The sequence below is a fragment of the uncultured Campylobacter sp. genome, from assembly GCF_963517995.1.
GTDB lineage: Bacteria > Campylobacterota > Campylobacteria > Campylobacterales > Campylobacteraceae > Campylobacter_A.
Window position 1 is genome coordinate 1 of record NZ_CAUQHQ010000171.1, and the last position, 4,098, is coordinate 4,098.

Annotated in this window: 3 protein-coding genes and 1 pseudogene; 2 read left to right on the plus strand and 2 right to left on the minus strand. The window is 48.7% G+C overall.

Annotation, left to right across the window (positions count from 1 at the left end):
• On the minus strand, window positions 1–1,012 hold a 1,012-nt coding region (gene selA, locus RYL88_RS11920; RefSeq protein ID WP_314991566.1), incomplete at its 3' end, for an L-seryl-tRNA(Sec) selenium transferase.
• Window positions 1,013–1,173: 161 nt separating this feature from the next.
• Between selA and RYL88_RS11925 the strand changes: the two genes are divergently transcribed.
• Both RYL88_RS11925 and RYL88_RS11930 read left to right on the plus strand, forming a co-directional pair.
• Window positions 1,174–2,844, plus strand: a complete 1,671-nt coding sequence (locus RYL88_RS11925; protein ID WP_314991568.1) for a 4Fe-4S dicluster domain-containing protein — start codon at window positions 1,174–1,176, stop codon at window positions 2,842–2,844.
• On the plus strand, window positions 2,837–3,556 hold the full coding sequence (locus tag RYL88_RS11930) for a formate dehydrogenase-specific chaperone (RefSeq protein ID WP_314991570.1): 720 nt from the start codon (window positions 2,837–2,839) through the stop codon (window positions 3,554–3,556). The genes RYL88_RS11925 and RYL88_RS11930 overlap by 8 nt, the downstream gene beginning before the upstream one ends.
• Before the next feature lie 382 nt (window positions 3,557–3,938).
• On the opposite strand, the pseudogene RYL88_RS11935 reads toward RYL88_RS11930, so the two are convergent.
• Window positions 3,939–4,098: pseudogene (locus tag RYL88_RS11935) on the minus strand (molybdate ABC transporter permease subunit); the annotation flags it as partial.

Here is a 4,098-nt window from a genome sequence, read left to right on the forward strand (position 1 = left end):
TGATAAGCTCAAATTCACGGTTTGCGTAGGCTTTGATACTCTCGGCTAAAAGCGAGATGATAACCTTATCCACGCGCAGCATTCTTAGCAGCTGATTTTTCTTTAGTTTTGCGATGAGTTCGCGTTTGCCTAGGATTATGCCGCACTGCACGGAGCCAAAGAGCTTATCGCCGCTAAAGCTAACGAGCGAGGCGTCTTTTAGATTTTTTAGATTCGGCTCGTTGCGCTCGAGACCGTAAGGCAGCTCGCCGTAAAATCCACCGCCAAGATCAAAATAATCGATGAGATTTCGCTCTCTTGCCAGTGCGCTAAGATCTGGCATCGCCACATCCTCGCTAAAGCCAACGATATCGAAATTTGACCTATGCACCTTTAAGATTAGCTTCGAGTTTTCGTTTATCGCGTCCTCGTAGTCGCGCAGGTTGGTTTTATTCGTCGTGCCCACTTCGCGCAGGATCGCGCCCGAGTTTGCCATGACTTCTGGTACGCGAAAGCTCCCGCCGATCTCGACTAGCTCGCCTCTGCTGATGATAGCCTCGCCGCCTTTTGAAAAGGTATTTAGCACCAAAAATACCGCACTTGCGTTGTTATTTACTATGACGGCGTCCTCAAATCCGAAAAGCTCCGCCAGCAGCCCGCCCACGTAGTCGTAGCGGTTTGAGCGGCCGCCCTTTTCGACGCTGTATTCTAAATTTGAATACCCCGTAATCACGGGCTGAGCTCGGCGTAAAATTTCAGGATCGATCGCGCTGCGGCCGAGGTTTGTATGGATGATGACGCCGGTTGCGTTTATCAGGCTACGCAGGCTCAAATTTAACGCCTTTTCGTATCTTGCGAGCGTGTTGTGGACGATGGCGTCAAGCCCCGGGCAGTTCCCGCCGCCCAAAATTTGAGCGCGGAGGCTCTCTAGCTCGCACCTAGCGACTTTGGTTAGCAAGCTAACGTCAAGCCCCGAGAAACGCTCGTTTTTTATAAATTTATCTATCTGCGGAAGTTTTCGTAGTTCGTTCAAATTCGCTCCTAGTAAATTTGTGTTACCGAGCGCGATTTTAGCATAAAATTGGATAAATCTAATCTTATTAAAAAAAATAAATGTAAAAATTCAGAGCCTATTAATGCCTTTAGTATTAAAATGCGCTCAATTTTGATAACGCGTAGCGTGGGGAGAAAATCATGAAAGAATTCGGTTTTTACAACGATTTTGACGAGAATTTGATGCTAAACGAGCAGATCGAGATAAACGGCGAAGGCGAGTATCTCGTCTCAAATTCGCCCAAACTAAAATCAAGCGTCGTAGCGCCCGAGATAAATTTTTATCTAAAAAACACCGCCGACTCGGTGCTAGATAAGGCCAAAAACACGCTTTTGCTTTATGAGGCTAGAGCTAGCGCCTTTGACCTAGCGCGCGACATCGACTACGAAAAGCAAGTCGGCAAAAACGTCGTGATCGTTAGCAACGGCGGACGCGAAAATTTGGCGAATTTGCTAAAGGAAAAAGGCTTTAAAACCATCGAGCTGACGCATTTTGAGATCAAATTTATCTACGGCGCCGCAGGCGAGCTAAGCGTGCTAGTACTGCGCCCAGACGGCGAGTTTGAGGTGGATTGCGACTTTTTCCTCGTCGAAAACGCGCGCGAATACATGCTAAAGCAAAGCGGCTGCTACGAGATCGCGGGTAAAAGCGACGAGGAAATCGCCTCGCTGCTAGAGGCGCAAAGCCCGAAATTTAAATTTAAAAGCCACGTCCACTACGACTCCACGATCTGCCAATACCACGAACGCAGACACGAGATCTGCGGCAGGTGCGTCGAGGCCTGCCCTACGGTAGTGATCCTAAAAGAAGACGAAACCAAGCACCTAGTTTTCTCGCACATCGACTGCGTAAACTGCGGCGGCTGCGTGAGCGTGTGCCCTAGCGGCGCGCTTGATTACTCCGATATGCCGCGAAATTCATTCGCCGAGATAGCCAAACTCTACCGAGATAAGATTGCTCTAATCGTGCCCGCAAAGGCAAATTTAGAAAATTTAAGCCTAAATTTACCCGCAAACGTGCTGCCTTTTGCCGTGAGCGGCGAGAGATTTTTGAGCGAGACGCATCTGCTTACATTACTTCAAGAAAGCGGCGCACAGGTCGTCATATACGAGCAAAATATCGGCAAAGGCACCAAAGACGCGGTGGATATTTTAAATCAAATTTACGAGCTTAAATTTAACGAAAAAGCCGTCCTCGTCGCGCAAAACGAAGACAAGCTAAAAAGCGCCCTATCTCAGGCTAAATTTATCGAAGGCTCGCAGCACTCCATGGCTGAGTACGCCCTACCTAAGCGCGAAATTTTCGCCAAGCGCCTAGAGTGGCTAGTGGGCGGGCAAAATTTAGGCTCGGTTAGCACCACCGAGCTCATCAGATACGGCCGCGTCGAGATAAACCGCGACACCTGCACTCTGTGCCTAAGCTGCGTGGGAGCGTGCAACGTCGCTGCCTTAGTCGCGGACAAGAAAACAAACTCCATCGTCTTTAACCCGAGCGTCTGCACCGCGTGCGGATACTGCGAGCTTAGCTGCGCGGAAAAAGACACGATATTTTTACGCCCGGGCAAGATCGATCTGGAGCCTAGTTTCTTTACGTTTAGCGAGCTAGCCAGAGACGAGCTTTTCGCCTGTATCGAGTGCGGCAAAGAGTTTGCGACCAAAAAGGCCGTCGAGAAGATCGCCTCGATCATGGCGCCTAGATTTAACGGCGACAAAGCCAAGCTAAAGACGCTGTACTGCTGCTCGGACTGCAAAGCCAAAGTGATGATAAAAGCGCAAATGGATCAAATGAAAGAAGAGGTTTTAAATGGATAATAACTTAACCAAGGCGCGCGCGTATTTTTACGAGTTTTTGGCCTATCCGCTGTTTTTTCACGAGCACGGCGGTAAATTTGACCGCTGGCGCGAGCAGCTAGCCTACCTAGCGACCAGTCCGGTTACGCCACAGAGCGAGGCCGCGTTTGCAAATTTGGCCAAATTTGACTTTGAGAAATTCGCCAGAGAGCAAAACGACGTGCTTTTTGACTTCTCTTACTCCAACATCCCGCTAAACGCCTCCTTTTACGAGGACGGGCGCGACGACGGCGCGGCTAGGCTGCGCGTGATCGAGTGTCTGAAGCTAAGCCCGTACCGCAGAGACAAAGACGCCTGCAAAGACAGCGAGGACTACGTCGGATTTATATTTTTGGCCACGGCGACCTTTTTGCGCGACGAAGTAGCGGGCGCGGCAAATATCAGCAGCAAGCTATTTACGGACGTTACGAATAAATTTATAGACGAATTTATCAAATTTTTATCCGCTCACAAAAATGCCGACCTTTTCGCCTCTTACGCGATTATCTTGCGCGATTTTATCGATCTTGAGCGCGCGGTGCTAGGCGTAGAAGCCCCTCCTGCACCGATCGGCGACAGCGCGGCGGTAGCCTCGATGAAAAAAGAGCCGTTTCAAAGCAAGATGCCTACGGCCAAAACCAAACTCCGCTGGGAGGAGTTCTCGCCCGTCATCTCGCAAGAGTTTGACGACTAAATTCGCATTTACGGCATGACCGGTTTTAAACGAGGCTCAGCAAACGAATTGCCGCGACTTGCTTAAATTTACCCTTTAGGTGCAAGAACCGATCGCCTTTAGCCTGGCTAAATTTAGTTCAAAGGCGCTTGAGTTAAATTTAATCATTTATTTATCCAAATTTAGCGGCGACTTAGCCGCACGCGCCTTTAACGTTTATGCGGGAATAAAGGCTAAATTTAGCGCGCTTAAATTTGCGTTTATTTGTTTGAATTAGCCTGCTTTCGTGTAGATACGCGAAATTTACGTAAATTTGCGGGTTTTAAATCCAATTGCAAAATAAATACGGCGCAAATTTAAAGCAGCCTGCACAAAACCTAGTTTTTGCCTTAACTTTATCGCTTCAGCCGTTCTTTTTAGCTCGCTCGAGAAAATTTATAAACCCGAAAAGCACCAAGCTAAGCACGACCAAAATCACGCTCAAAATGAGCGCGCGGCCGTTTTCGCCGTCGTAAACCGCATTATAAATCGCTAGCGAAACGGTGTCGGTTTTACCCACGATG

Excerpts from the sequence above, each read along its gene's own strand:
- RYL88_RS11930 (WP_314991570.1), top strand. The coding sequence starts at position 2,837 with ATGGATAATAACTTAACCAAGGCGCGCGCGTATTTTTACGAGTTTTTG.
- RYL88_RS11925 (WP_314991568.1), top strand. The coding sequence starts at position 1,174 with ATGAAAGAATTCGGTTTTTACAACGATTTTGACGAGAATTTGATGCTA.